At 40.3% G+C, this 25,271-nt stretch carries 27 protein-coding genes; 16 read left to right on the forward strand and 11 right to left on the reverse strand.

Translation table 11 applies throughout. The features are described from left to right. The first annotated feature begins 104 nt into the window (after positions 1-104). The 9 genes from CPC19_RS04745 to CPC19_RS04785 all read left to right on the forward strand — a co-directional run bounded on the left by CPC19_RS04745 (position 105) and on the right by CPC19_RS04785 (position 11,008). Complete coding sequence (locus tag CPC19_RS04745; protein WP_020162491.1) at positions 105-629, forward strand: YaeQ family protein; 525 nt, start codon at positions 105-107, stop codon at positions 627-629. Positions 630-733: 104 nt separating this feature from the next. Beyond that, positions 734-1,729 (forward strand): rhodanese-related sulfurtransferase, encoded by a 996-nt coding sequence (locus CPC19_RS04750; protein WP_015006424.1) that lies wholly within the window; start codon positions 734-736, stop codon positions 1,727-1,729. Between the two features lie 23 nt (positions 1,730-1,752). Then, complete coding sequence (locus tag CPC19_RS04755) at positions 1,753-2,478, forward strand: bifunctional 2-polyprenyl-6-hydroxyphenol methylase/3-demethylubiquinol 3-O-methyltransferase UbiG (protein WP_015006423.1); 726 nt, start codon at positions 1,753-1,755, stop codon at positions 2,476-2,478. An 83-nt stretch (positions 2,479-2,561) separates the two neighbouring features. Next, positions 2,562-5,249, forward strand: a complete 2,688-nt coding sequence (locus tag CPC19_RS04760) for an HAD-IC family P-type ATPase (protein WP_016389975.1) — start codon at positions 2,562-2,564, stop codon at positions 5,247-5,249. 53 nt (positions 5,250-5,302) lie between these two features. After that, entirely contained in the window at positions 5,303-5,485 is a 183-nt protein-coding gene (locus tag CPC19_RS04765; RefSeq protein WP_016389976.1) for a hypothetical protein, read from the forward strand. 234 nt (positions 5,486-5,719) lie between these two features. Further along, a complete protein-coding gene (locus CPC19_RS04770) occupies positions 5,720-7,162 on the forward strand; it encodes an aminotransferase class V-fold PLP-dependent enzyme (RefSeq protein WP_016389977.1) in 1,443 nt (480 codons plus the stop codon). Positions 7,163-7,198: 36 nt separating this feature from the next. Continuing rightward, on the forward strand, positions 7,199-8,227 hold the full coding sequence (gene cysK / locus CPC19_RS04775) for a cysteine synthase A (RefSeq protein ID WP_016389978.1): 1,029 nt from the start codon (positions 7,199-7,201) through the stop codon (positions 8,225-8,227). Positions 8,228-8,352: 125 nt separating this feature from the next. Next, positions 8,353-10,632 (forward strand): peptidase U32 family protein, encoded by a 2,280-nt coding sequence (locus tag CPC19_RS04780; RefSeq protein ID WP_016389979.1) that lies wholly within the window; start codon positions 8,353-8,355, stop codon positions 10,630-10,632. A 181-nt stretch (positions 10,633-10,813) separates the two neighbouring features. Next, entirely contained in the window at positions 10,814-11,008 is a 195-nt protein-coding gene (locus tag CPC19_RS04785; protein ID WP_016389980.1) for a hypothetical protein, read from the forward strand. A 213-nt stretch (positions 11,009-11,221) separates the two neighbouring features. Here CPC19_RS04785 and CPC19_RS04790 read toward each other — a convergent pair whose 3' ends face one another. Together CPC19_RS04790 and CPC19_RS04795 are read right to left on the reverse strand one after the other, a co-directional pair. Beyond that, on the reverse strand, positions 11,222-11,692 hold the full coding sequence (locus CPC19_RS04790) for a VF530 family DNA-binding protein (RefSeq protein ID WP_015006416.1): 471 nt from the start codon (positions 11,690-11,692) through the stop codon (positions 11,222-11,224). 235 nt (positions 11,693-11,927) lie between these two features. After that, complete coding sequence (locus tag CPC19_RS04795) at positions 11,928-12,206, reverse strand: hypothetical protein (protein ID WP_015006415.1); 279 nt, start codon at positions 12,204-12,206, stop codon at positions 11,928-11,930. 150 nt (positions 12,207-12,356) lie between these two features. On the opposite strand from CPC19_RS04795, the gene CPC19_RS04800 reads away from it, so the two are divergent. The 5 genes from CPC19_RS04800 to CPC19_RS04820 are packed head-to-tail and all read left to right on the forward strand — an operon-like array spanning position 12,357 to position 15,482. After that, complete coding sequence (locus CPC19_RS04800; protein ID WP_015006414.1) at positions 12,357-13,280, forward strand: DUF6662 family protein; 924 nt, start codon at positions 12,357-12,359, stop codon at positions 13,278-13,280. Then, a complete protein-coding gene (locus CPC19_RS04805; RefSeq protein ID WP_016389981.1) occupies positions 13,280-13,810 on the forward strand; it encodes an FMN-binding protein in 531 nt (176 codons plus the stop codon). Before CPC19_RS04800 ends, CPC19_RS04805 begins: the two co-directional genes overlap by 1 nt. Positions 13,811-13,861: 51 nt before the next feature. Then, entirely contained in the window at positions 13,862-14,332 is a 471-nt protein-coding gene (locus CPC19_RS04810) for a hypothetical protein (RefSeq protein ID WP_016389982.1), read from the forward strand. Further along, positions 14,307-14,837, forward strand: coding sequence for a PepSY-associated TM helix domain-containing protein (locus tag CPC19_RS04815; protein ID WP_015006411.1), 531 nt, complete (start codon positions 14,307-14,309; stop codon positions 14,835-14,837). Before CPC19_RS04810 ends, CPC19_RS04815 begins: the two co-directional genes overlap by 26 nt. Positions 14,838-14,882: 45 nt before the next feature. After that, the gene (locus CPC19_RS04820) at positions 14,883-15,482 is read left to right on the forward strand and encodes a DUF2490 domain-containing protein (protein ID WP_236610519.1); all 600 of its coding nucleotides are present in this window, start codon (positions 14,883-14,885) and stop codon (positions 15,480-15,482) included. 9 nt (positions 15,483-15,491) lie between these two features. Here the strand turns inward: CPC19_RS04820 and CPC19_RS04825 are convergent, their stop codons facing one another. The 4 genes from CPC19_RS04825 to ppk1 all read right to left on the reverse strand — a co-directional run bounded on the left by CPC19_RS04825 (position 15,492) and on the right by ppk1 (position 20,739). Then, the gene (locus tag CPC19_RS04825) at positions 15,492-15,920 is read right to left on the reverse strand and encodes a ubiquinol-cytochrome c reductase iron-sulfur subunit (protein ID WP_015006409.1); all 429 of its coding nucleotides are present in this window, start codon (positions 15,918-15,920) and stop codon (positions 15,492-15,494) included. A 55-nt stretch (positions 15,921-15,975) separates the two neighbouring features. After that, on the reverse strand, positions 15,976-16,848 hold the full coding sequence (gene htpX / locus CPC19_RS04830; protein WP_015006408.1) for a protease HtpX: 873 nt from the start codon (positions 16,846-16,848) through the stop codon (positions 15,976-15,978). 316 nt (positions 16,849-17,164) lie between these two features. Continuing rightward, a complete protein-coding gene (locus CPC19_RS04835; protein WP_016389984.1) occupies positions 17,165-18,673 on the reverse strand; it encodes a Ppx/GppA phosphatase in 1,509 nt (502 codons plus the stop codon). After that, positions 18,670-20,739: a polyphosphate kinase 1 gene (ppk1, locus tag CPC19_RS04840; protein WP_016389985.1), complete on the reverse strand. Its 2,070-nt coding sequence runs from the start codon at positions 20,737-20,739 to the stop codon at positions 18,670-18,672. The genes CPC19_RS04835 and ppk1 overlap by 4 nt, the downstream gene beginning before the upstream one ends. Before the next feature lie 221 nt (positions 20,740-20,960). Between ppk1 and CPC19_RS04845 the strand changes: the two genes are divergently transcribed. Then, a complete protein-coding gene (locus CPC19_RS04845; protein WP_016389986.1) occupies positions 20,961-21,920 on the forward strand; it encodes an SdiA-regulated domain-containing protein in 960 nt (319 codons plus the stop codon). A 239-nt stretch (positions 21,921-22,159) separates the two neighbouring features. On the opposite strand, the gene CPC19_RS04850 is transcribed toward CPC19_RS04845, so the two are convergent. Further along, the gene (locus tag CPC19_RS04850) at positions 22,160-22,435 is read right to left on the reverse strand and encodes a hypothetical protein (RefSeq protein WP_015006402.1); all 276 of its coding nucleotides are present in this window, start codon (positions 22,433-22,435) and stop codon (positions 22,160-22,162) included. Between the two features lie 202 nt (positions 22,436-22,637). Here CPC19_RS04850 and CPC19_RS04855 point away from each other — a divergent pair, with 202 nt between their 5' ends. After that, a complete protein-coding gene (locus CPC19_RS04855; RefSeq protein WP_201765914.1) occupies positions 22,638-23,192 on the forward strand; it encodes a glutathione peroxidase in 555 nt (184 codons plus the stop codon). 161 nt (positions 23,193-23,353) lie between these two features. On the opposite strand, the gene CPC19_RS04860 is transcribed toward CPC19_RS04855, so the two are convergent. From CPC19_RS04860 to CPC19_RS04875, 4 genes are all read right to left on the reverse strand, one after another. Further along, complete coding sequence (locus tag CPC19_RS04860) at positions 23,354-23,617, reverse strand: Txe/YoeB family addiction module toxin (RefSeq protein ID WP_016389988.1); 264 nt, start codon at positions 23,615-23,617, stop codon at positions 23,354-23,356. Next, complete coding sequence (locus tag CPC19_RS04865) at positions 23,614-23,856, reverse strand: type II toxin-antitoxin system Phd/YefM family antitoxin (RefSeq protein WP_015006399.1); 243 nt, start codon at positions 23,854-23,856, stop codon at positions 23,614-23,616. The genes CPC19_RS04860 and CPC19_RS04865 overlap by 4 nt, the downstream gene beginning before the upstream one ends. 226 nt (positions 23,857-24,082) lie before the next feature. Further along, positions 24,083-24,592 (reverse strand): hypothetical protein, encoded by a 510-nt coding sequence (locus CPC19_RS04870; RefSeq protein ID WP_016389989.1) that lies wholly within the window; start codon positions 24,590-24,592, stop codon positions 24,083-24,085. 297 nt (positions 24,593-24,889) lie between these two features. Further along, complete coding sequence (locus tag CPC19_RS04875) at positions 24,890-25,237, reverse strand: DUF2834 domain-containing protein (RefSeq protein ID WP_016389990.1); 348 nt, start codon at positions 25,235-25,237, stop codon at positions 24,890-24,892. Positions 25,238-25,271: the final 34 nt, after the last annotated feature.

Here is a 25,271-nt window from a genome sequence, read left to right on the forward strand (position 1 = left end):
AATAACTATCAATCATTAGAGGGGAATGCGTCAATGAGCTGTGTCAAAAATGCTTTAATCTGTTAGCCTGTTTTTTTGTGATTAAAAAAAAATTATTAACGTAGATGGCTATCGGATCCACCATTAATAAAGTGTCTTTGAGTATCGCTAATATGGATAGCCATTATTATGCAACTCACGAGTTAACAGTAGCCCAACACCCATCAGAAAATGATTTCAGGTTGATGGTTCGATTAATTGCTTTTATAGCCAATGCTAATGAAAACCTGACATTGACCAAAGGCTTATCAACCGATGATGAGCCGGAATTATGGCAAAAATCATTAACAGGTGAGATTGAATTATGGATTGAGCTTGGGCAGCCAGATGAAAAACGTATCCGTAAGGCTTGTGGACGAGCACAACAAGTGATTATTTATACCTATCACGAAGGTAAGGCGACTGTTTGGTGGCAACAACACGGCGAAAAGTTAGCACGGTTTAAAAATCTCAGTATCGTGCACATTACAGCCAGTGGGGTAGAAGCATTGGCGGGCCGAACGATGAATTTACAGTGTAATATCCAAGACGGTGAAATGTACTTAAGTGATAATGACTTAAATCAAATAGTTAACCTAAAAAGCTATTAAACAGAGTGGGTTCTTAAGAGTTTGCGCTAAGTTTTTGGCCGGTTTGATATAATAATCAACCAAGGCACTGGATTTACGTTCCAGCCAGCTCATTGAGGATACATATGAAAAATCAAGACTACGTTGTTTGTGCGCTCTATCACTTTGTTAGATTAGCTGACCACGCCGCATTAAAACAGCCTTTACTTAAGCTAATGCAACATCAGGGTATTAAGGGTACTTTACTGCTCGCCGCTGAAGGCATTAATGGCACCGTTGCAGGAAAACGCAATGGGATAGACCACCTATTAGGGTGGCTAAGAAATCAAGAAGCGTTTAAAAACCTTGTTCACAAAGAATCGTATGTCGATTCGCAACCGTTTAACCGCACTAAGGTGAAGCTTAAAAAAGAAATCGTCACGATGGGTGTCGAGGATATTGACCCTAACGATATAGTGGGTACGTACGTTAAACCAACACAGTGGAATGCACTGATTAACGACCCTGATGTGTTATTGGTGGATACCCGCAATGACTATGAAGTGGCGATTGGTACATTTAAAGGGGCGCTAAACCCTAAAACGCAAACATTTCGCGAATTTCCTGATTACGTAAAAGAAAATTTAGATGCAACGAAGCATAAAAAAGTAGCGATGTTTTGTACCGGCGGTATTCGTTGTGAAAAATCGACTGCTTATCTCAAACAACAGGGTTTTGATGAGGTGTATCACCTGGAAGGTGGGATACTAAAATACCTTGAGGAAGTGCCAGAGGAGCAAACGCAATGGGAAGGAGAATGTTTTGTCTTCGATAACCGCGTGTCGGTGGATCATCAATTAGAAAAAGGCAGTTTTGATCAGTGTTTTGGTTGCAGAATGCCCATTACCGAAGAAGATAAATTGCATCCGCACTATCAGCAGGGAATCAGTTGCCATCATTGTTTTGATAAAACGGATGAGGAGCAAAAAGCACGGTTTATTGAACGTCAACATCAAATTGAATTGGCAAAACAACGCGGCGAGGAACATATTGGTGGTGAAATGGCTGAATTGATTGAGCAGCATCGGCAAGATAAACTCAAAAAGAAACGCGAAGCCAACAGCGAAACACAGGACACTTAAATGAAAACACCCTTCTTAAAACTTTGTTGATAAATAAAAATGAGGACCCGATAGGGTCTGCGCTGATAAATTTTTATCAAACGCAAGATGATACGCCTATCTTCGTTGATATGGATATTGCAGAGCAAGATACGCTAGCGCCCAGCTATTTTTTCCGTTCCTATGAGCAGTGCCCCGCGTTAGAGCAAGCAGCCCTTCAATTAGCCTATGGAAAAGTGTTAGATGTAGGCGCAGGTGCAGGCTCACATAGTTTGTATTTGCAGAATCAAGGACTCGATGTGACTGCCTTAGATATATCGCCTCATTCAGTGGCGTTGATGAAAAAGCGCGGTTTATCAACGGTTAAATTGTGTAACTTTTATGATTTACCTGAAGAGCCGTTTGATACCTTATTATTATTAATGAATGGAATCGGCTTAGTTGAAACATTAGAGGGCTTTGATGCCTTTTTTTCAAAAGCAAAAAGTTTGTTGGCACCGAATGGGCAAATATTGTTAGATAGCTCAGATCTTATCTACCTTTACGAACAAGACGATGGTTCTTACCTGATTGATTTAAATGATAAATATCATGGTGAGGTCGAGTTTAACTTGTCTTATAAAGATATTACTGGAAAGCCATTTAATTGGTTATATGTTGCTGAGGAATTATTACAAGATGCAGCTGACAGAAATGGCTTTAGTTGCGAGATAGTTCAGCAAGGGCCGCACTATGATTATTTAGCTAAGTTAACGTTTATTGATGGCTGAGTTGAACGATAAAACTGCCAAGATAATCATAATGGTTTGTTAGTTTCGCGGCTAATTGAGTGTAAATTGCTAAGAGTGTGATTATGGAAAAGCCTCATCAATGCCCGATTAGTGAGCTCTATCAATCACTTGATAGCCATGAAACAGGCTTGTCAGATGAAGAGGCTGAGCGGCGGCTTAAAATTGTTGGTACGAATGAACTACACGTTCGGCAGCAAACACCTGGCTATATAAAATTCCTCTTACAGTTTAAAAACTTTTTTGCCATCTTGCTGATGGTTGGTGGCAGTTTAGCTTTTTTTGCTGATTACTTGGACCCAGAGCAAGGTAACTTTTATATTGGTTGTGCCCTGTATGGCGTGGTATTACTCAACGCTATTTTCACCTTTATACAGGCGTATCAAAGTGAAAAAATCATGCAAAGCTTTCAGAAAATGTTGCCAACGATGGTTAATATTGAACGTGAAGGTGAGGTTAAGCAGATAGCCGCTAGCCAAGTGGTTCCTGGTGACATTATGTTGCTGTATGAGGGTGATAAAGTGTCGGCAGATGGACGCTTAGTTCGCGTTAATCAACTGCAAGTCGATATGAGTAGCTTAACGGGTGAAAGTACGCCAGAAACCTTACAGTTAGAGGCTGATAGCGAGAACCCGTATCAAAGCCGAAATATGGTGTTTTCAGGTACCTTGGTGCAAAGTGGCAATGCTAAGGTGTTGGTTTGTGAAACAGGTATGGCGACTCAAATTGGTAAAATAGTTGAGTTAACCAAGCAAACCTCAAACGTTGAAACCCCGATTGGTAAAGAGCTAAATTACTTCATAAAAATAATCAGCAGTATTGCGATAGTGCTTGGTATTAGCTTTTTTGCTGTCAGTGTGGCGATTGGAAAAGGCGAGATCAGTAGCCTTATTTTTGCGATTGGGATCATCGTCGCGAATGTACCCGAAGGCTTATTGCCAACGGTCACATTAGCGCTCACCATGGCCAGTAAACGAATGGCGCGTAAAAATGCGCTGATTAAAAATTTAGAAAGTGTTGAAACACTGGGTAGCACCACTGTTATTTGCACCGATAAAACTGGCACCCTAACGCAGAATAAAATCAGTGTTAACAGCTTGATTACTAACCAACGTGAATACGATGTGGGACTATCGTTGACTGCTGATGATGTGGAGTTACAAATAGCCCGTCGAGTGATGACCCTTTGTAATAACGCACACCTAGACACTGAGCTGAAATACAGTGGTGACTCAACAGAAGTGGCGCTGCTGGCTTACGCAGAAAAGCTAACCTCAATTAAAGGCATTCTTCAGACTAAACGCCTAGCCGAAAAACCGTTTACCTCTGAAGATAAATATATGGTGACCGTTAATGAATCACCAGAGGGCGATCATTTTCATGCCTATTTAAAAGGGGCGCCTGAAGTGGTGATGGCGATGTGTGATCAGATTCATTTAAATGGTCAAAAGGTGGCGTTTACCGAGGCGTATCGAAAGCAGGTTGTTGCGCAATATATGTCGCTGGCTGAGCGAGGTGAGCGAGGCTTAGCATTAGCTTATAGGAATCTTGATAATGATGGCATTCCGGATGCGCATTACATATTTGTTGCGGTTGTTGGCATGATTGACCCGCCTCGGGTAGAAGTTCCTGAGGCGATCTTAAAATGTCGGCAGGCTGGCATACGTGTGTTTATGCTAACCGGTGACTTTGGGCCTACAGCTAAAGCGATAGGTAAACAAATTGGCTTGTTTAGTGATAAAGGCAAGGTGTTAAATGGTGATGAATTATCCGCATTAGATGATGCTGGTTTATCGAGCTTGCTGAATGAAAATGAGTTGATATTTGCGCGTATTACACCAGCGCAAAAGCTGCAAATAGTACAAGCCTTGCAAAAGAAAGATCAAATTGTCACGGTCACCGGTGATGGGGTGAACGACGCGCCCGCGCTTAAAAATGCAGATATGGGCGTAGCAATGGGCTTGATGGGGACAGATGTCGCGAAAGAGGCGAGCAATATGGTGTTAATGGACGATAACTTTGCCACCATTGTGACGGCGATTGAAGAAGGCCGGACTATTTTTGATAATATCAAAAAGTTTATTGCTTATATTTTAACCAGTAATATCCCCCAAATTCTGCCTTTTATCGCCTATGTTTTGTTAGATATCCCGCTGCCACTCACCGTGGTGTTAATACTGGCGATTGATTTAGGCACCGATATTATTCCAGCGCTGGGCTTAGGTTCAGAAAAGCCTGAAACCGATGTGATGAATAAACCGCCACGTGCTAGGCATGAGCGGCTCTTAACGCGAAATTTATTGTTTATGAGTTATGGCATTGTCGGCATGATTCAAGCGGCTGCAGGTTTTTTTAGTTATTTTTATATCCTGCTGGATGGCGGCTGGCAATGGGGGGAGGCGTTGGCCGTATCCGACCCGCTGTATCGACAAGCGATTACCGCTTTTTTTGCGTCCATCATTATCTGCCAAATTGCAGATGTATTAATTTGCCGTACACGGCGGCAAAGCATCTTAACAGTGGGTATTTTTGCCAATAGACTGGTGCTACTGGGTATTGCCTCAGAGTTAATCTTATTGGCTTTAATTGCCTATGTACCCTTGATGAACACGTTCTTTGGTACGGCTCCGCTGGAACTGTGGCAGTTAAGTTTGAGCATTCCTTTTGCCATTACGATTATTATTGCGGATGAAATACGACGAGTATTTGTAAGGCGTGAGAACTCATTTGTGTTGAAATGGTTAACATGGTGAGTGTAACGGACCAGTGACTTAGTCGTTTATTTAATATTATTAAGGAGATTTAAATGGGCCCAGAACCCTTAGCAAAAGTAAGCATTGTTGATATAAAAATACCCTTCCTATCGATGGTTATTCTTTTGGTGAAGTTATCTATCGCAGCGATTCCGGCGTTTATTATTATGTCTATTGTCGGCAGTATTTTATTTGCGATGTTTGGCACAGTAATGCATACCGGGATGAATTTTTAACCGCGATGTCTTATTTTGACGTATTAACCACAATATACAGCGGTTACGTAGTGTCAATGCGCTAAAGGCATTCACTTAAGTTAGAAACGGGCTATTAATGATGATTTAAGCTTGCTTAAGCCTTTATTATTAGCAGGTTAGTTTTGCCGATAAAACGGCGAGCAAAAATCATGTTAATTACGCCTTGCGGTGCTAAAGTGACGGTTTATTATTTAAAATAATCAGTATTTTTTAATGTTTGAAGAAAAAGCAGAATGTAATCACCTGCCTGAGTTATTGCAACAGTTAAGCAGTGCCATCGAACAATGCCAGCGATTTGAACAGCCTGATGCCATGTCAACCGTGGACAGTTGGACTACAGCATTAAATCGTCCAGTACCTACGCAAGGTATTGGTGCAAAACAGGTGATTAGTGAATTGGGTTTACATGTGATGCCGAATGGGTCGCAACTGGCTAAACCCGGTTGTACATCCTATATAACAACAGCCGCGACGGATATGGGGTCTATTGCGACATTGGCTGGAATAGTGGCATCACCACAACGTGTTGGCATGACCGCTTTTAACCATTTAGAAGAGGTTGCCTTAAATTGGTTAACTGAAATGTTTGATTTGCCAAAGGGTATGCAAGGCGTTTTTAGCAGTGGCGGCTCTACGGCTAATTTAATAGGCTTAGGCGCGGCTAGGCAGTCTGCCTTTGAAAAAGTTGGTTTAGACCCGGCAAATGACGGTGTTCAGCGCGCTTGTAAAGTGTATGCCACTGAGCATAGTCACCACACCATACACCGTGCAGCTGCTGTGTTGGGTATGGGGCGAAAGGCGATGGTGCATGTGCCTGTTGATAATATGATGAGGCTTTCACCGAGAGAGCTTAAACGTTTATTAATAGAAGATAAAAAGTCCGATGCATTACCAGTGGCTATTGTGGCTAATGCAGGCAGCACGAACACAGGCTCGATTGACCCTTTGCAAGAAATTGGCGAAATTGCACGTGAACATAATATTTGGTTTCATGTTGATGGTGCTTATGGTTTACCCGGCACATTAGATCCACAAGTACATGAATTATATAAGGGGCTGGCATTAGCTGATTCTATTACTGTTGATGCTCATAAATGGTTAGGTGCACCGGTTGGTATTGGGGCGACTTTTGTGCGCGATGTTCAAGCGCAATATAAAACCTTTAACCAAGGCGAAGCAGCTTACCTAGAAACAACAACGGTAAAAAATGAACACATTGAGAACTCAATGGATACCATTGGTTTTCCGTATCATGATTTAGGTGTTGAGCTATCTGCACCTGCTCGAGGTGCCATTGTATGGGCTTTGATTCGTGAAATTGGTGTAGAGGGAATGAAGGCGCGTGTGTGTCGACACAATGCTATGGCGCGACGTGTTGCTGAACGTGTAGAAAAACACCCTCATTTAGAATTAGCATTAAAGCCGACGTTATCGGTATGTTGTTTCCGTTATGTTAATGAAAAAGTAGATGATTTAAATGGCTTAAATAAAAAAATTCACCGTCAACTAATGAAAAATGGTGTCAATATTCCGAGCACCACCATGGTGGATAATAAGCTGGTTATCCGGCCGTGCTTTTTGGGTGCTAGAACAGATTGGCATCATGCTGATGATTTGGTCAATGAAGTGCTTGAAATTGCTCAGGCACTCATTTAATACTAACTAAAGTAGTTCTTAAATAAGGAGATTGATATGGCTCAACGCTACGATAATATTTTACAAACAATAGGTCATACGCCGGTTGTACGGATCAATAAGCTTGGCCCAAAAGGGGTGAATGTTTTTGCCAAAATAGAAGCGTTTAACCCAATGGGGTCGGTTAAAGATCGGCTTGCTTTGGGTGTTATAGAAGATGCTGAGCGTAAAGGTGAGCTAACGCCAGGTCAAACGATTGTAGAAGCGACCAGTGGCAATACCGGTATTGGTTTAGCAATGGTATGTGCACAAAAAGGCTACCCATTGGTGATAACCATGGCCGAGAGTTTTAGCGTAGAACGCAGAAAACTGATGCGCTTTTTAGGCGCAAAAGTGGTGCTAACGCCGGCGCATGAAAAAGGCACGGGCATGGTTAAAAAGGCGGAAGAACTGGCGGCTAAAAATGGCTGGTGGCAATCAAAACAGTTTGAAAACCCAGCAAATGCGCAAATGCATATGAAAACGACGGCAGAAGAAATTCTAGAAGATTTCTCCGATGTAACGCTTGATTATTGGGTCACCGGTTATGGAACAGGCGGGACGTTAAACGGTGTATCAGCCGTATTAAAAGAAAAAAGCCCAGCAACCAAAGTTATTGTCTGTGAGCCGGTAAATGCAGCCTTATTAGGTGGTGGTATTGCGCAAGTTGAAAATGAAAGCCACCCAAGCTTTAACCCTCACCCGATACAAGGTTGGACGCCAGACTTTATTCCCGTGTTAACAAAAGAAGTGGTGGATGCTGGCTCACGTATTGATGAACTGCTATCTATCGATGGCAAAGAGGCCATTCAGTGTGCGAAAGATTTAGCGCAACAAGAAGGTATTTTTGTGGGTATTTCAGCAGGTGCTACCTTAGCTGGGGCTTTGAAAATAGCCGAAACAGCGAAGTCAGGTGCGAATATTTTATGTATGTTGCCAGACACTGGCGAGCGTTATTTAAGTACGCCTTTGTTTGATGATATTTCGATTGAGATGTCAGAGGATGAAATAGCTGTGTCTAAGTCAACACCGGGTTATCAGTTTTAATTCATTATTGGTCTCACGACTAGGGCTTTGCTTATCGAGCAATGAGTTGAAGTGTGACGACTAATAGCCGGTGCAAGTGTTGGATACAGTAGAATAAGCTTTTATAGTCAGACACGATGAATTGAATGAATAAGCAAATAGAGTTATTAGCACCCGGCGGCGATGTAGAAGCAATTAAAGGGGCCATTGTTGCCGGTGCAAATGCTGTTTATTGCGGTTTAGATGTTTTTAATGCACGTAATCGCGCAACCAACCTTTCTTTTGATGAGTTGTGTGGCGTATTACGTTTAGCGCATCAGCACGATTGCGAGGTATTTTTAACGCTCAATGTCGTTATATTGGAGCAAGAATTACCAAGCCTAATCAAACTGTTGAATAAATTAGTGAATAGCGGTCTGGATGGTATTATTGTGCAGGACCTTGGCACATTCAATTTAGTTAAGAAGTATTTTCCAAGTCTTGATTTACACGCCTCAACGCAGTTAACGACACACAATGAAGGGCAAATACAGTTTTTAAGCAAAATTGGCGCTTCTCGGGTTAACTTATCGCGCGAACTAAACCTTGATGAGGTGAAAAGCCTGACCCGTTTTGCACATGATCATGATGTATTAACCGAAGTTTTTGTACACGGTTCGCTTTGTATAGCTTTTTCTGGTCAGTGTTATTCAAGCTCGGTAAGTGTCGGCAACTCAGGTAACCGCGGGCGTTGCAGCCAAGCGTGCCGAGATGAGTATGAAACCACTGCCACGGGTAATAATTTCCCACTTAATTTAAAAGACAATTCAGCCTATTTTGATTTACCTGAATTAGTGAACGCGGGCGTCGACTCGTTAAAAATAGAAGGGCGTATTAAGGGGGCGCATTATGTTTATACGGTGGTGGATAGCTGGCGTAAACAAATGGATAAATTTGAACAAACAGGGCGCTTATTAGAAGACGATTCAAATTTACATAAGGTCTTTAATCGTGATTTCACCAATTCCTTTTTAAAGGGTGATCTGACCAAAGACATGTTTATTGATAATCCCAGAGATCACAGTGTTGAACACGCAGTGACGAAAAGCCAGGCTGTATCGATTGTCCATATTCATAAAGCAAAACAAGATTTGTATGAAGATAAAAATAAAATTGGTGATGAATTAGCCGACAAAATTAAAGGCTTAAATATCGATAAGCAGCAATTGAATTTGGTTTTTTCTGGGCAAGTGGGTGAGCCATTAGTGCTAACTATTCAGGTAAAGACTGCAAATGGGCAAGATGAGACAACACATGTGATCGAATCTGCAGAGCCACTGAAAAACCCAACACAGTCAACACTGGATACCAATGCGATCAAGAAGCGTTTTAAAGGCTTCAATAAGGCGAGATATACGATTGAAGCCATAGACTTTAGTCGTTTAGCAGACAATATTAGCCTGCCATTCAAAGAACTGGCACGGCTAAAAAATAAAGCCGCTTTCCTGCTGAATGATTCTGTTGAGATATTGCGGGATGTCGATGTGCCGCCACTGCTCAATCACCCAAAAGTAGAAGAAGGTTCATCGATAGATAAGAAGCCGTCTATGTCTATTTTAATAGCGGATGAGAAAGACCTGCATTTATGTGAGGTAACAGAGGCGGACATTTACTTTAAGTTGCCAGAAAGCTTTAAAAAAGGCTGTACGAAATACATTGATTTATTTCTTCAAAACCCACGTTTAATACCGTGGTTTCCCGCTGTTTTAATTGGTAAAGATTACCAAGAAGCCGTTAATGTCCTAAAACATGTGCGCCCTAAACGTATTGTTACTAATAATACGGGTATTGCCTATAAAGCGTTTGAAATGGGAATAGATTGGGTTGCCGGACCGTTTTTAAACACCACTAATTCATATGCTTTGTTAACCTTGCAAGAAACGCTTAACTGTTCGGGTGCGTTTATTTCTAATGAAATTAATCGTATGCAAATTAAAAATATTGCGCGACCCAAAAATTTCAAATTGCTCTACAGTATTTATCACCCCATTTTAATGATGACCAGTCGACAATGTTTCTTTCAACAAACTGTGGGGTGTAAAAAACCGAGCATTGAAGATGGCTGCATGCTTAAGTGTCAAAAGGCAACGACTATTACCAATGTAAAAGGTGTGTCGTTTGCCATTGATAAGCAAAAAGGTGGCTACCCCAGCATTTACAATGATGAGCAGTTTTTGAACCTAGATGTAGTGAATGATTTGGCTGATTTATTTGATGAATTTTTTATAGATTTAACCAATATCGGTGCAGGGTCAAAAGAAGAGCAGAACAAAAGACAATTGATAGATTCTTTTGAGCAAATAATAAGCGGTCAAAAGGCAGCAAAACAACAGCTTAATCAAATGGTTCCTGTCTCGACGATGGCGCAATATAGACAAGGCTTATAACAAGCAGCTGAGCTTGTAGTATTGGTTGCTTTGTGTATGCAGTAGTTTAAAAATACTGTGCGCTTAAGCAGTTGAACCACTCAAAAAGTATTTTTTTAAAATAGCCCTTCACGCTAAAATTTTAGTGGGAATAACGGTTATACTAATAGGTCATTAGGCTCATCAATAACTGTATTTAAGTATGAAAAAGATATTATTTATCATCGTAACAAGTTCCTTCTTGATCGGTTGTGATGGACAAGATGGTATGGGCTCAAACCCACTAAGGGCTAAGGCACGTGACATTGAGCACCAGCAAGAACAGGCTGCAGGCCGTGAACAAGAAACAGCGTACGGTTCAGCCATCTCCGATTCGTTTAAAAAAAATAGCGAATAGCCGATACCCAAACACACTGGCAGGCTGCGTGTTTGTTGCAAATAATGATACTGGTTTCCTTAGTCTAGGCGTGTAATTAGCATATTTCGCTTTTAGTAGTTGAGTAGTGCTGTTCAACGCCACATGGGTTTAGACATCGAGCTTTAAGGGTAATATAAAGCAGTCAGCCAGCCCATTTTATGTCACCTAAATAGACGATAGCCTAGCTGGGTTTTATCGCCATTTTGCCCAAGGATCCTCAGTATTTTCAGGGCTATAGCTATCTTCGACGGGCGGGCGCTTATTCTCGTGCGTTGTGTGTTGGCCTTTATTATAGGTAGAGGCTTTATTAACACGTTTAGTCTGTAATTGTTCCGCGTCTTCCAAACTTAGGTCAGCTGGTTTCCCGGGCGTTTGATTTGCTGGAACAAGTCGGTCTCTAGGTGGTATTGAGAATTCTTTAGATGATACCTTGGGCAGGTTTTTAAATTCATATAGATAAAATGCCTCAACTTTTTCACGCGCCCAAGTTGTCTTTTTTAGAAACTTAAGGCTCGACGCAATACTCGGGTTAGTCTTAAAGCAATTAATATTCAAATAAGCAAAGAGAATCTCAAAGCCGTAATGCTCAACGATCTCGAGCAGCAGGTTCTTTAAACTAAGGCCATGCAGCGGGTTATTTGTGTAATCAATTGGGTCATTCATGATATTTGTCTTAATCAGGTGGGTTAGGCCTCCATTATACCTGTCAGCAACCGGCGATAGAGTGAAGCGATAAGACTTTTCGTTTAGCTGTACTAACACAGCCGGCACTACCGAGAAAATCGCTACATCATATGTTCAATGCTATTAAATACGGCCTGCTTAATAAATGCTTGGTCAGCTGGAGTCGCATGGCATAGGCACCCAAATAAGCAAACCGTATTAGGGTAGAGCAGGGCTAATTAAGTGATGAAAAGCGTGAACTAGTATTACATGCGATTAACCGCCATTTCATAATTAAAGATTGGGCAAAGTATTTTAGTTCAGGGCTGGCATCGGTGTGATCATTAATCATACAGAGGTGTTGATAGGTTGCTTGAGCAAATTTTAACTCCCTAGTTTGTGCATATTTGGTTGTTAAAAACAAAACAGTCGTCTGTAGTTTTTCAATGCTTATGTTTGTCGCCATATCTGCAATGTTTGATGAAGGGTCTAATGGTGTGCTATTGGATTTCATACAAATACCTTTTTTGTTAATGAGAATGATTATCATTAATATTTAAAACAAATGGATTGGCGCTGTCAAGAGAATACTTTTAATAATCTTATTGCTAATGATAATGATTCGTATTCCTATTCATTAAAATTATGGAGAGGGATTAATTTTATGAAAAAGTTGTATGCAGTCAGTCTATTGACGTTAGCCAGTGGTGCTTCAGTGGCAGGAGAAAACCAATGGCTATATGCAAAAGGTACAGACACGAGGCCGCAAGGGAGTTATGAGTTCAAACTGAGTGACACAATTAAAGTTGGAAAAAACTCAGGTGATTATGTTGCACATGATATTAGGCCAGAAATTGAGTATGGAATAACGGATAAATTAACTGTAAGCGCTGAGCTGGTGTTTTTTGATCATAACTACTCACTGAATAATTCAGACAATGACCCTATGTTTAGTACACAGGGAGGGGCTGGCAAGCGCTTTGATAAATTTCAGTTTGCAGGGTATGAAGCGGCGCTTAAATATAATATTTTGAGCCCTTATAAAGATGTCATGGGTTTATCTGTAGGCTTGGCTTTTGAGCATAGAGATGCGTACAGATTAGATGGCGCAGATATCGATCAAGATTCGTTAACAACGACATTCTATTTTCAAAAAGACTTTTTAGATGACACACTTATATTTGTTGTTAACCCTAAGGTAGAGCTTGAAAGAAGAAAGTCCCCCGATGTATTAGAGGAAGAAATTTCATTAGAGTTGATGGCGGCTGTTTCTTATCGATTTATGCCTAAATGGACGGTCGGTCTTGAGTATCGCTCTCAATCTGATTATTTAAGTGTGCAAGAAAACGGAGAATTCGAAGAAGGTGTGCAGCGCTCTAGTTTTGATTTAACAGATTTTAGATTAGGCGATAGGTATCAAAGTGGCCAATACATAGGTCCAACGCTTCATTATGCGACTCAGCGATGGTGGGCAACAGGCGGTGTGTTGTTTCAGTTCCAAGGGGGCGGCGGCTTTAGTGAAGATGGTAAAAACTTTGATGAGCATGAGAAATACCATGCCGGCGTATCATTCGGTTATGAGTTTTAATGCAAGCGTTAAACGTAAAGTACATACTCGGCTTTATGCTGTTAAGCCTGATTTCAACAGGACACGCGGAAACTTTTTTAACGGTTGAGCAAGCAAAAGGTGAGTTGTTTGCTAACACACCGATGAAAAAAATGGATTTAACATTATCTAACGCTCAAGTTGAGGCAATAGAAGATGCGTCGGATATGCGTGTGCTGAGTAATAAATTGAATGCATGGAAAACACAAAGCAACGAGTGGTTTCTTGTAGATCAAGTTATTGGTAAGCATGAAATGATTGATATGGCTGTGGGTATCGATAGTTCAGGCAAGATAAAGGGGCTTAGGGTACTGCGTTATGTTGAAAGTTATGGCAGTGAAGTTCGATATATTAAATGGTTAGATCAGTTTAATGGTCGGGATAGTTCTGAGAAATTATTGTTAGATAAGCAGATTGACAATATTTCGGGTGCAACGCTGTCGTGCCGACATATTACCGATGGAGTAAACCGTTGGACGCATACTTGGCAACAAGTCTTACAGCACTTGTAATACCTACTCGTTTAACAATTAATTTAGTAATAAATATGAGTTATTTACGTCATGGTAACTGTCTATTTTCCTAAACCATATCGTTACGGCCTTTATAGTTTGTTTTTCTTAAGTTGGTTCTCGGGCAGTGGGTTTTTTATTCTTAAAACCTGGTTTCTTCAAGAAGGCAAATATGGACTGGTAAAACATGCTTGGCAATACCCTGCATTGCAAGTTCACGGTGCAATGGCATTTTTAATGATGATTGGCGTGGGCTTTGTTATAGGAGCCCACCTACCCAAAAGTTGGAAAACAAAACAGAAAAGAAAGACAGGTATTTTGCTGCTTACCATGCCCTGCCTTTTGATAATTAGTGGCTATTTATTGTATTACGTAGCAGAAGATACGTTTCGACAATGGCTTGAGTACACCCACTTAGCGATAGGTCTCGTGTTGCCTGTCAGTTTATCTCTTCATGTGTTGTTGAAAGTTAAACAGAAAAATGAAAAGCGAAATAATGAAAGTAAATTGGAAAAAATTTAATCGGAAAACGCATTATTGGGGATCAATTTTATGTGCCTTACCTATTTTGGTTGTTATAGGCTCAGGCGTCTTGTTGCTGCTCAAAAAAGATGTAGATTGGATCCAGCCGCCCAGCACTCGCGGAGTGAGTTCTGTTCCTTCAATTACTTTTGATGAAATTCTAGCAACTTCAAAAACAGTAAAACAAGCAAAGGTTAACGGTTGGGCGGATATTGACCGACTGGATGTAAGGCCCAATAAAGGCATTGTTAAAGTTCGAGCGAAGAGCGATTGGGAAATTCAAATAGACACTCAATCTAATGAAATATTGCAAGTGGCCCATCGCCGGTCAGATTTCATTGAGTCAATTCATGATGGTACGTTCTTTCATGATGCTGTAAAGCTATGGGTTTTTTTACCTAGCTCATTGATTTTATTTGTTTTGTGGGTAACGGGGCTATATTTGTTTTTAACGATGCATTTTAAAAAAAGAAGCAGAAAGCGGATAACACACACTGCAGGATAAAAGATTGGTGTTTATATGTTCGTTAACTTAAATCGATTCATATTAATGAGCCTTGTTGTTTGGTGCTTTTCTTTTAGCTGCTTAGCAACTGAAAGCCAGTTAAAGGTGAATAAAAAAGCCGTGATAAAAGGAGTGGCTTTTAAAGGTGATATAGAAGCCCGAAGAGATAAAGGCATATTGCATAGAAAGCATGCAGATATTGGCGTGAGACTTCCTTTGGCGATAAAAGACTTAACACTAGGTGTTCATTATCGAAGGGTTTATAGCTTAGAAGAAGATGGTTGGGCGCTAGAAAATAGGCCCTATGTTCAATTAGAGCAAAAATTCAAAGGGAACAATAAGCTTGTTTGGAGATTGAGAGTTCGCCAAGAATTTAGAGATCGAGAAGGAAAAGGACACTCTAAACGCAGCCGAGTGAGAGCTAAGGTTGTATTACCCAAGCGAATTTTTAATGCTAAACCGTTTGTGAGCCATGAATATTATTATGATTTAACGGCGCATCAATTATCGCAAACACGGGTAGACATGGGTGTTACCTTCGATAAATTCAAAACAGTGGTGCCGCAACTATCTTTTAAAATAGTGGCAAAGCAAAAGGATAAATGGCAAACCTCATCGGCAATCGTGTTGAGTCTGGCCTTTTAAAAGCAGTTATTAAGGAAGTGAGATAACAATTTCATTGCCTTGTTCAGAAAGTTCAAGCGCAAGAAGGTTTTTATCAGCGGGCCCTTGAAGAACCGTCCCCTGTTTATCAAATTTAGCACCATGACAGGGGCAAACTAGCTTGTCTGGCGCCACAGAAACGGTGCACTTTTGGTGTGTACAGCTTAAGAGCAAGGCAACATATTTTCCATTTTTTTGTTGATGTAGAAAGATCGGTGCCTTGACAGTCGTGGCCTGCAAAATAGCAAAGTCATCGTTTTCTAATACAGTTTTATGAGCAATTATTTTATTGTTTTGCTGCGTTTTTAAAAGAGTGGTTTTGATATTGGGTGATGTTTGGCAGCCCACTAATAAGGAGGCGCCGCAGCTACTTGCTAAGGCGAAGCTGCTGGATTTTTTAATAAAAGATCGCCTATCCATTTAAGGTGCTCCCTAGTTTAATAATGTGTACAGTTTGCCTTATCTATTTGATAGCTTAGTTTCTTTGTAGCGCAGCGATGCGTTCTTCAAGCGGTGGGTGAGACATAAAGAGTTTTTTGACTTGTCCACCATTAATACCAAAAGCGGCTAATTCTTCTGGCATATCAGTTGGCTCATGACTACGCTGTAGGGCTTTTAATGCGTTAATCATTTTTTGTTTACCGGCTAAATTGGCGCCGCCTTTATCGGCATGAAACTCACGATAGCGCGAGAACCACATAACTAGCATGGAGGCTAAAAAGGATAACACGACCTGAGCTAACATTTGGGTCACAAAATAACCAATGCCATGCCCACGTTCATTTTTAAGAATGACCCTATCCACAATATGACCAATGACAGAGGCAAAGAAATATACAAAAGTATTCACCACACCTTGCATCAATGCCATCGTGATCATATCACCATTGGCAACATGGCTGACTTCATGCCCAAGCACGGCTTCTACTTCATCTCTGTTCATTGCATTAAGTAAGCCAGTACTCACGGCCACTAAAGCATCATTCTTATTCATCCCAGTTGCAAAGGCATTGGGTGTAGGGTTATTAAAAATACCGACTTCTGGCATACCAATGCCTGCTTTTTCCGCCTGTTTTGAGACCACAGAAACAAGCCATTGCTCTGTTGAATTTTTAGGCTGATCAATAACCTGAACACCCATGGAACGTTTTGCCATGGATTTTGACATGGCCAAGGAAATGACCGAACCGGTCATGCCAACGATCAGAGAGATAATTAATAAAGCATTCAGGTCTAAATCGACCCCATTTGCCTGCAAAGTACCTGATAAACCAAATAGGCTAAATACCAAGCTGATAACGACCATAATGGCTACATTAGTGGCTAAAAATAAAGCAATTCGAGTCATGTTAAAAATGTCCTTAAACAATATAAAAAGTATTTGGGGGTGAATTTTGTAAATTCAAGTTTAGGTATTTTAAGCTAAATATCTTACTCGACGTTTGCTTGTCTCAATAATCTAAATACCCTATTTTTGATACCTAATGCTTAAACGGTTAAGCGTTTTTGTTTAAGGACAGAGAAGGTTAGTTTGATTACTTGAACGTTCGATTCTAGTTAGGAAAAAGACAGCGTTGCAAAAAAATATAAAACATTAAAGTGAAAGAGGGTGAATAGGCCAGCTAAGTAACGTGCAGAATAAATTTTGCTATTAAACTAGTCAGTTAAACAATTTGGCAAGACAGGGTGTAGCCTAGGTTTGCCATAACACTGGACTCTTTGTTTAAGTCAGCCATGGTCACGTCTTGTTCAAGAAAGAACTGTTTATCAATGCTTAGCATCATTTCGCGCCCATCAACCTGAAGCGATAATAAATCGATAACTAAGGGCTGGCGGCTATTATTTAAAATAACAGCTAAGCGAAATAGGCGAATTAACCGCGTTAACATTTTATGGCTGATAATTCGAATGTCGGGAAGCCGTCTTCGTCTAAACCGTTTTCTAGCCCCAATGACGATGGTTGAAAGCAGAAGCTGTTCGTCTTGGTTATAGCCCGCAAGGTCACTGTTAGCCAAAATATAAGCTGAATGTTGCTGAAAGTCAGTCACATTAATTTGCTGGCCAACCTCATATAAATAAGCGGCCTCAAGTAATAGAGTCTTAAGTTTCGTTGAGGTTAGACTCCAGCTTTTTGAAGTTTGGTGCCAAAATAGCTCGCAAGTTTCTGCTATTTGTTGGGCCTGCCTACGGTCAACGTTGTAAAGACGTTGTAAATGTTGGCGAGTACGCAGTCGTGTATCTCCTTGTTTATTTTGTTGCTCCATTTCAAACAAGACGCCCTCGCGCAAGGCAGCAGAGCAGAATGTCAAAGCAGTTAGGTTTAGGCTCTTCATAAGGGCAATCATAATGGCTAAGCCAGCAGGTAAAACCATGGCTCTAGCTTCGTCAATACCAACTAATGAGAGCTTAGAGACACCGTCTATTTGGCATAATAAATGTTGTAATTTGAGTAAGGTATTTAATTCTAGACGGTCGGTTGTTTCGCTGACTAAACCGATCGCCTTAAAAAGGGCTTTGGCGGTGCCTGATGTTGCAAAGGCCTTATTTGGGTGACTTGTCCTAAAATGATGGGAACACTGCTCAAGCTTTTGCAGTGCGGATACCTCGGCCCGTTTAAATGATTTTTGATTCACGCCTTTACTGAAGTAACGTTCTGTAAAGCTGATGCAGCCCATGTTTTTGCTGTCTCTATATTGAGTATCAGTGCCTTCACCCAGCACTATTTCAGTACTGCCACCACCTATATCAACCACCAAACATGAGTCTTTGATTTCTTCGCTACGAACGACCCCTTGGTAGATTAATCTGGCCTCTTCAGAGCCTGAAATTATTTCAATAGGAAAGCCCAATGAGTACTCAGCCAGTGAGAGAAAAGCATTACGGTTAACAGCTTCTCGCAAGGTATGAGTGGCCACGACACGACATTTTTTAATTTGATGTGTTTTTATTGTAGCGCTCATTTCTTTAAGACTGCTTGCTGCTCTTAGCATCGCCTCGTAACTTAATTCATTAGCCTTATTTAACCCCGCTCGTAAGCGTACTCGATGTTTTACCTTATGCAGAGGTTCAAGCTTACCGGCATTTAAGCGAGCAATAATTAAGTGAAAACTATTAGAGCCTAAATCTAAGGCAGCAATTAATTCTGATTGGGTATCGGCGTTAAGGCTAGTCATTTCTTGTTAGACTCAAGGTCTTTTAGATAGTTATACACCGATATTTGAGAGCGAATTTTTCGCTTATTGCCTCGTGGCAAATATTTGTTATGTTGTTTCTTATCTATAATTCTGGCCTTTGTCTTATCAGACCATTGGAGGTTAAAGATATGGATAATTTGTTGCTGAATGGCAGGGTCATAAATAGGGCAGCCAACCTCTACACGCCGCTCTATATTACGCGTCATCCAGTCTGCCGAACTAATGGTAACGCGAGGGTCTCCATTATTATGAAAAATCGTAAATCGTGTATGTTCTAAAAATCGGTCGACAATAGAAATAACTTCAATATTGTCACTAAGCCCTACAACCCCAGGAGCTAAACTGCACATTCCCCTCAAGACGATTTTAATTTTCACACCGGCACTACTGGCCTCGTACAACTTATCAATAACTTGCTTATCATCAATGTTATTCATTTTAATAAGAATTTCAGCCTTATGCCCTTTTTTGGCCATCTTTATTTCATTCTCAATCGATTTATTAATCCAATCTCTTGTGCCGATAGGGGAAACAATTAAATGTTTAAAAGTGGTTTTTTTATAACTGTGCGCAATAAAGTCAAAAACAAGCGCAACTTCCTTGGTAATCGCTTGTTTGTTGGTAAATAAACTAAAGTCGGTGTAAACCTTAGCTGTTTTTTCGTGAAAGTTACCGGTGCCAACGTGAGCGTAATAGGTTTGTTTTTTATGTTCATGTCGGCCAATTAAACATAATTTAGTGTGGCACTTTAGTGAGGGTAAGCCAAAGTGAACCTTAACACCCGACTCGGTTAAGATACGCGCCCATTCCATGTTGGCTTGTTCATCAAAACGTGCGTGTAACTCAATAACAGCAAAAACTTCTTTGCCATTTCTAACCGCATTGATCAGTGACTTGATAAGCCTACTGTTGTTGGCTACACGGTAGAGGCAAATTTTTATTTCAAATACATTTGGATCAAAAGCTGCCTGACGTATCAATTCGGTAAAGTGATCAAACTTGTGATAAGGGTAACAAAGCAAAATGTCTTGCTGCTTTATTGCATCAAAAGGGCAGGCGTGACGGGAAAATTGCCTAGAAACCAAAGGCGTTAACGGAGGGTTTTCAAGGTGTTTACGCCCCACATTAGGGAAGTCAATAAAGTCTCGGAAATTATGATAACGACCACCTGGCACCACACTATCATGACGTGTAATGCCAAGTTTAGATTTCAGCATGTCGATAGCATGATCTGGCATGGCTCGTTCGTACACAAATCTCACAGGCTTAGCATGTAGGCGCTGCTTTAAACCGATAGATAATTTTTCTAAAACCGATAAATCAATATCATCGGTTAGACCGAAATCAGCATCTCCCGTTACCTTCATAGCGTAAACATTGCAGACCTTGTAATTAAAATAGGCGGAAAAAATATTGTTTATGCAATAGCGAATAATATTGTCGGACATAATAATATCTCGTCGTCGTTTACCTTTTTCACGTGGTAATTCAATAAAACGAGGAGAGTCTGTGGTTGGTATCGCAATGGCTGCATACTGTATGTTTTTACCACCCAGCATTTCACAAATTAAATAGCTGAGGTCATCTTTTAATAAGGCCGCTAAATTAGTGTTTTTATTGATAATAATAGGCTCAATAAAACCTTGTAGGTGATTGGTAAAGTATTTTTGTAGCCAGCTTCCTTGCTCGGGGCTCAGTTGATCTTCATTAATTAAGAAAATGTTTTTATGCGCGAGCCCTTTCAATACCTCATGGTAAGTGACATCAAATTCTTCTTGTAGCTTTAAGACCTTTTTTTGTATATCACGTAACAAGTTTTTGGTCGGTGTTTGTTCATCAAGGTCTTTCTCAATAAGAACCCGACGCTTAACATTGGCAACGCGCACCCTAAAAAACTCATCTAGGTTGTTTGAAAAAATACCTAAAAACCGGACTCTTTCTATAATAGGTGTGGATTTATCAGCCGCTTCTTGTAGCACGCGCTCGTTAAAGGACAGCCAGCTGAGTTCTTTCGCAATATATTTCGCCTCTAATTTTTTGATCACCTAACCCACCTAAGCTGTTTACTAAAACTTTATTATGTAGAGGCAAGATGACAGGTTCGTGACAGTGTCTAATCCTTTGATTTTATGGGGCGAAATTTTCCTGTTCCACGGAAAGGGCTGAGATAGGTATTTGTGCCTCGCGTCTGCATATTGTCATCGTTCTGACACTTCGTTGTCATCATCATTGGTTACATTCACTGCAAATTCTAAGGATGAATGCCATGCTGAATACCACACGAATATCTCGTTTAGATTATTGCTTCAAAATTGTTTTGGAGCAGTCTCGTATTTGTGATTTAAAAGTTTGTAATAAGCAAAACCTGATCTATCTCTTGTTAATGTTAGTCATTTCATTCGGCCTCTTCAGCGGTGAAGAAACCCCCATAGTTGCTGGACAGCAAATTGGCTTAAGTGGCTATGAAATTCACGCAACGCCCAAGATGATAGCGGGTGTTAAAGATAATGCATCTGGCCTAACCTATAACAGTAATACGAATACATTATTTGCTGTTGTTAATAACCCAGAAACGCTACTGGAGCTGACAAAAGACGGTGAGCTAATTCGTCGTATTGATTTAATTGGCTTCGAAGACACAGAAGGGGTGATGTATCTCGGCGGCGAACGATATGCCGTGGTTGAAGAGCGAAAAAGAACCTTGGTAATGTTCGATATTAATGCGCAAACAAAGGTTGTTAATAGGGCGGGCTTAAAGAGCCTTCAGTTGGCCATAACATCAGGTAAAAACAAAGGATTTGAAGGGTTAACTTATAACCAAGACAGTGGGGATTTATTTATCATTAACGAGAAAACACCTCGTCAACTGATAAAGCTGTCGGGTTTTGTTGAATCATCTGATATTGCTATTTCAACGCCGTTTTCTTTAGAAAAAACCTCTTTTGGCGGTGATGATTACTCAGGGGTGCATTATGACGATCAAACAGGCCACCTAATACTCTTAAGTGACGAATCTCGTCAAATGGTTGAAGTCAATAAAGAAGGGATTGAAATCAGCCGATTGGGCTTGAGTAGAGGGAATGCTGGTTTGCATGATGATGTACCGCAGGCTGAAGGTATAACAATGGACAAAGACGGTGATATTTATGTCATCAGCGAGCCTAACTTCTTTTATCGTCTCAAGAGTAAAAATCGCTTGTTAAAAGTCGCGTCAAAAAATGACTAATTGAGTTAAATCAAACTGGCTACCCCATCTATACCATGGCTTCGGTATTTAACTGGGCAAGGTTTACCGGCAACGGTTATGTGCTGGTTAGCCTTGGTGTTCTTGTTATCTTTCAACTGTTTTTTACCTATCAAGAACCGATACAGGACCTGTTGGGTACAGCTGCAAGCAATTTTGCTAAAACTTGTGTTAGGCATAACAATCACGAACTTAAACTAGCGCCTTCTTTAAGTTGTAGGTCAGCCTCTTTTTATACGCACTACTTTCATAATTTCTAAATCAATGCCAGCAACAGTTTCTTCTGTTGGGTAATACGTCATGTTTACTCGGGCGCCTTTTAAGCTCTGGTATTGACCTTTGCGCTTGAATTTAAAGGGCACAGTGCAACCTTCTACCATCAACGTGTGTAAAACCCAGTCGCCTTGAGGGCGTTGAACATGTGACATAACCTTCATTAATTCTGAGTGAGTAAGGCTGGGGTGTTTTTCAATTAGTTTTTGGGGGTCTGATTGCATGTTTTTTAATGATTAATTTAACCAATAACCGTTAAAGAACTTATTGGTTCTTTGTTAAGAGTGGGCGCTAGCTAGACTGACCCCATAATTCACTCTATTTTGATATTCACGTTCTTTTAGGGTACTAGGAATAACTGCATTTATAAGGTACAAGTTATCAAAATAATGGTTAAGATACGACAACTAAACGAACAAGGAAAAGATGATGAGTAACTCAATTTACGATATAGCGCTAACTAAAATTGACGGTAACGAATCAACCCTCTCTGACTACCAGGGAAAGGTTATGCTGATTGTTAATGTGGCTTCTAAATGCGGCTTAACCCCTCAATATGAAGGTTTAGAGGCGCTTTATCAAGCGTATCAAGACAAAGGCTTGGTGGTATTGGGTTTGCCTTGTAATGATTTTGCAGGGCAAGAACCGGGCAGTGATGCTGAAATACAAGCATTTTGTTCAACAAACTATGCCGTCAATTTTCCGCTGTACAGTAAAGTAAACATAAATAGCAGCCCAAGACACCCGCTATACGAATGGCTTATTAATGCCCAGCCAACAAGCAAACAGCTAGAAGGTGGTCAGTTAATGAGCCGACTGGCAGAAAAGGGTTTATCGCCAGCGGTAGAAAGCGATGTCAGTTGGAATTTTGAAAAATTTCTAGTGGCGCGTGATGGTTCAATTAAGGGCCGGTTTGCGCCTGATATAAAGCCTGATGATGCAAGCCTTATTAACGCGATTGAGGAAGCGTTGAGCGCTTAAGAGTTTGCAGGGCTAGTCTCTCTGAAGCGCTTATCTATTGTTAAATGAGTATAAGACATCGTGAGTTCCAGATATTTAAGTTGTAGTGATTTTAAATTTATCAGATGCTTGCGATGTTTTTTTAGTTTATTGAGTGTTGCGCTTGCAACTTGAATGCACCTTTATTCATAGTGAGTCCAAAGCCTGATTACTTTTATAGTATGTTCCTTTTCGTGTATTTGATAAACAAACCTATGCTGAATGTTGATACGACGCGAATATGCACCAGATAAATCGCCAACCAACTTTTCATAGGGTAGTGGGTTTTGGTAAGGGTCTTTTTGAATTATATCTAGAAGAGATTTTGCTTTATTCTTAAGCCCAGAAGAAGAAAGTTTCCTAGCATCTTTTTGAGCTTGTTTTGTATAGAGTAGCTCCCAAGTCACCAATCAAGCTCCTTAGAGCTTTCGGATAAGTCTTGTTTTAATCCCTCTTGGATAGATTCTCGCATGCCTGGAACGGATAACAAGTTAAGCGTTTCAGAGATGGCGTTCCAGTCTTCTTCTGCCACTAAAACGGCATTACCTCTTTTTCCTGTAATGATGACAGGTTGGTGTGTTTCAGTAGTCTCATCTATAAGACTGTACAGTTTAGATCTAGCTTCAGTAACATTTAATATGGTCATAATATTTTACCTCCAAGCTAAGCGTACGCCTAAACGTACGTAAATTCAAGTCTTTTAAAAATCAAAGCGTTAAAAGCTAAGTTGGGAGTAAAGGGGAGGTTATTTTTGAAGAAACTAAGCTGACCGCCCCTTGATTTCGTCAAGTAACTTGAAAAACAGAAATGCGTGATTGCAAGACCTGACCCTATTTTTCTCTTTTTCTCTCAATAAGGTCTTATGAATTGCTCTAACCACCGACCAAATCAAACCAATATTTATCTATCAATTGTGAAATAGTATTTTTTCTTTTCAAAGACTCTCTAACCATTTTCTCAAGAACATACTCATTATATCGAGCGCTGTCACCTATCCAATCAGTAACATACGTATAAGCGATATCAAAGTCATTCGACGACAGATTAGAATTAAAAATATTTTCAAACGAACACCTTAATATTCCCTTTAAATAATGATGACCTGTAAATTCCAGCTCATCAGAACCATCCTCACCAGCTAAATTCTCTACTAGATATATTAGCTTATCTAGTTTTCCCTGAATCTCAGGAACCTGTTGGTTGAGATAGGCTTTTACGAATCTGCTTGATTTATTACTTTCAGTGATAAGAGCAAGAATATCTTGATGGTTGTGTTCAATCAACCACGACTGAAACTCAGCCATATCTGTAGCCTTATTTAGTTCCCTTCCTGCTGAGAAGGCTGAAATTAGTCCAACGATTACTGCAAATTGTTCAACCAAGATTCAATCCATCCATGTACAGTTAACAGTATGTTTTATGGGATTGCATCCCACAAAACAGTATTACCGGGAATCCCGATAGTTTTATTTGGTTGATTTAAATAAAGGGGCTTAACTTTTTGTAATATTTATATATTATTTCCATTCCATTGGTCTCTTGAATTTAAATGGTGGGATTTAATCCCACATATCAATAAGCTTTTTTACCCAGCCAACTTTTAATATTTAAGTCGACGAGCTTGAGCTGTTTCTGAGGCTAGTCTGCGTTTTAAAAAGCATCGTAGTCTTCATTTATTATCAATCGATATTTATCTCTGCTAAGCGTCGCTCGCGCATTAATAGAAAAACGGGCACTGCAAAAGCCACCGCAACGGTAGCCGTTAGTAGAATATACACCCACCATCGAGCCATTGAGAGGCGGCGAGCCTCAACAAATGACCAAACAATAAAAGCGCCCCAGATAACCAGCACATCATTGGTTAAAGAGCTTGAGGCATTGTTAATATAGGCCTGATGAATAAAATGACTAAGTGAAAACCCACCCTGTTCAAGCATATATTGAATATTAAAATACGATGTTAACGTGACGCCCGCTAAAGCAAATAAAGCATAGATTATTTGACGGCTTTTGGATGAGTTGAGCATTAATAGTCCTTTTTTAATGGTGTTTATGGTGCGA

The organism is Cycloclasticus sp. PY97N (assembly GCF_002443175.1).
Taxonomy (GTDB): domain Bacteria; phylum Pseudomonadota; class Gammaproteobacteria; order Methylococcales; family Cycloclasticaceae; genus Cycloclasticus; species Cycloclasticus pugetii.

Coding starts and splice junctions, on each gene's coding strand:
- CPC19_RS04745 (WP_020162491.1), top strand. CDS start 105: ATGGCTATCGGATCCACCATTAATAAAGTGTCTTTGAGTATCGCTAAT.
- CPC19_RS04780 (WP_016389979.1), top strand. CDS start 8,353: ATGAATAAGCAAATAGAGTTATTAGCACCCGGCGGCGATGTAGAAGCA.
- cysK (WP_016389978.1), top strand. CDS start 7,199: ATGGCTCAACGCTACGATAATATTTTACAAACAATAGGTCATACGCCG.
- CPC19_RS04765 (WP_016389976.1), top strand. CDS start 5,303: ATGGGCCCAGAACCCTTAGCAAAAGTAAGCATTGTTGATATAAAAATA.
- CPC19_RS04785 (WP_016389980.1), top strand. CDS start 10,814: ATGAAAAAGATATTATTTATCATCGTAACAAGTTCCTTCTTGATCGGT.
- CPC19_RS04825 (WP_015006409.1), bottom strand. CDS start 15,920: ATGGATAGGCGATCTTTTATTAAAAAATCCAGCAGCTTCGCCTTAGCA.
- CPC19_RS04850 (WP_015006402.1), bottom strand. CDS start 22,435: ATGCAATCAGACCCCCAAAAACTAATTGAAAAACACCCCAGCCTTACT.
- htpX (WP_015006408.1), bottom strand. CDS start 16,848: ATGACTCGAATTGCTTTATTTTTAGCCACTAATGTAGCCATTATGGTC.
- CPC19_RS04865 (WP_015006399.1), bottom strand. CDS start 23,856: ATGACCATATTAAATGTTACTGAAGCTAGATCTAAACTGTACAGTCTT.
- CPC19_RS04790 (WP_015006416.1), bottom strand. CDS start 11,692: ATGAATGACCCAATTGATTACACAAATAACCCGCTGCATGGCCTTAGT.
- CPC19_RS04875 (WP_016389990.1), bottom strand. CDS start 25,237: ATGCTCAACTCATCCAAAAGCCGTCAAATAATCTATGCTTTATTTGCT.
- CPC19_RS04855 (WP_201765914.1), top strand. CDS start 22,638: ATGATGAGTAACTCAATTTACGATATAGCGCTAACTAAAATTGACGGT.
- CPC19_RS04820 (WP_236610519.1), top strand. CDS start 14,883: ATGAGCCTTGTTGTTTGGTGCTTTTCTTTTAGCTGCTTAGCAACTGAA.
- CPC19_RS04770 (WP_016389977.1), top strand. CDS start 5,720: ATGTTTGAAGAAAAAGCAGAATGTAATCACCTGCCTGAGTTATTGCAA.
- CPC19_RS04760 (WP_016389975.1), top strand. CDS start 2,562: ATGGAAAAGCCTCATCAATGCCCGATTAGTGAGCTCTATCAATCACTT.
- CPC19_RS04815 (WP_015006411.1), top strand. CDS start 14,307: ATGAAAGTAAATTGGAAAAAATTTAATCGGAAAACGCATTATTGGGGA.
- CPC19_RS04845 (WP_016389986.1), top strand. CDS start 20,961: ATGCTGAATACCACACGAATATCTCGTTTAGATTATTGCTTCAAAATT.
- CPC19_RS04805 (WP_016389981.1), top strand. CDS start 13,280: ATGCAAGCGTTAAACGTAAAGTACATACTCGGCTTTATGCTGTTAAGC.
- CPC19_RS04750 (WP_015006424.1), top strand. CDS start 734: ATGAAAAATCAAGACTACGTTGTTTGTGCGCTCTATCACTTTGTTAGA.
- CPC19_RS04800 (WP_015006414.1), top strand. CDS start 12,357: ATGAAAAAGTTGTATGCAGTCAGTCTATTGACGTTAGCCAGTGGTGCT.
- CPC19_RS04810 (WP_016389982.1), top strand. CDS start 13,862: ATGGTAACTGTCTATTTTCCTAAACCATATCGTTACGGCCTTTATAGT.
- CPC19_RS04835 (WP_016389984.1), bottom strand. CDS start 18,673: ATGACTAGCCTTAACGCCGATACCCAATCAGAATTAATTGCTGCCTTA.
- CPC19_RS04795 (WP_015006415.1), bottom strand. CDS start 12,206: ATGAAATCCAATAGCACACCATTAGACCCTTCATCAAACATTGCAGAT.